Here is a 640-nt window from a genome sequence, read left to right as displayed (position 1 = left end):
CCGCGGCTTGCCGGACACGGCGGGCAGCGAGGCGGGATCGAGCCCGGCGAGCTTTTTGAGGGATTTAGGCGAATAGGCCTCGCCCGTGAGGTCCTTCACGTGCGCCGACAGGTCGCGCAACTGACCGGATTTGTCGATCAGGCCGGGCTTTTCCGCACCCTTCTCGCCATAACGAACAAGCTTCATTCTCGTTTCTCCCTGGAGATTGGACCGATCGGTTAACAGCTTCATGGAACAGGGCGGCCGGAAATTCAACCGCTCAAAACAGAGATCACCCCAGCGCCGCGAACCTGAACGCGTCCCCCTCCCGCTTGATGTGCCCGGCCGAGAAATGCCCGCCGATCACCAGTGTCGGCGTGTCCGCGAAACGCCCAAACAGCTCGCGCCGTGTCGCGGCGGATTGCGCCTGGTCGGAATCGGCGGTCGAGGACCAGCCGAGATGCGCCATTTGGCAGGGATGATGGGCGACGTCGCCGGTGAGCAGGCCCTGCTCGCCGTCGGACTGGATCAGGATGCTCATATGGCCGGGGCTGTGCCCCGGGGTCGGGATCATGCTGATTTCCTCGCAGAGCCGGTGATCGCTCGCGATCAGATCGGCCTTGCCGGCCTCGACGATCGGCTGCACGGAATCATTGAACAC

General features: G+C 63.8%; 2 pseudogenes. Both read right to left on the bottom strand.

From position 1 onward, the window contains the following. A pseudogene (locus JHD07_RS38485) lies at nt 1-186 on the bottom strand (2-hydroxyhepta-2,4-diene-1,7-dioate isomerase); the annotation flags it as partial. An 85-nt stretch (nt 187-271) separates the two neighbouring features. Then, nucleotides 272-640: pseudogene (locus tag JHD07_RS38480) on the bottom strand (MBL fold metallo-hydrolase); the annotation flags it as partial.

Origin of the sequence: Bradyrhizobium sp. (assembly GCF_016462955.1) — a bacterium.
Taxonomy (GTDB): domain Bacteria; phylum Pseudomonadota; class Alphaproteobacteria; order Rhizobiales; family Xanthobacteraceae; genus Bradyrhizobium.
This window is presented reverse-complemented; position numbering and strand designations above follow the sequence as displayed.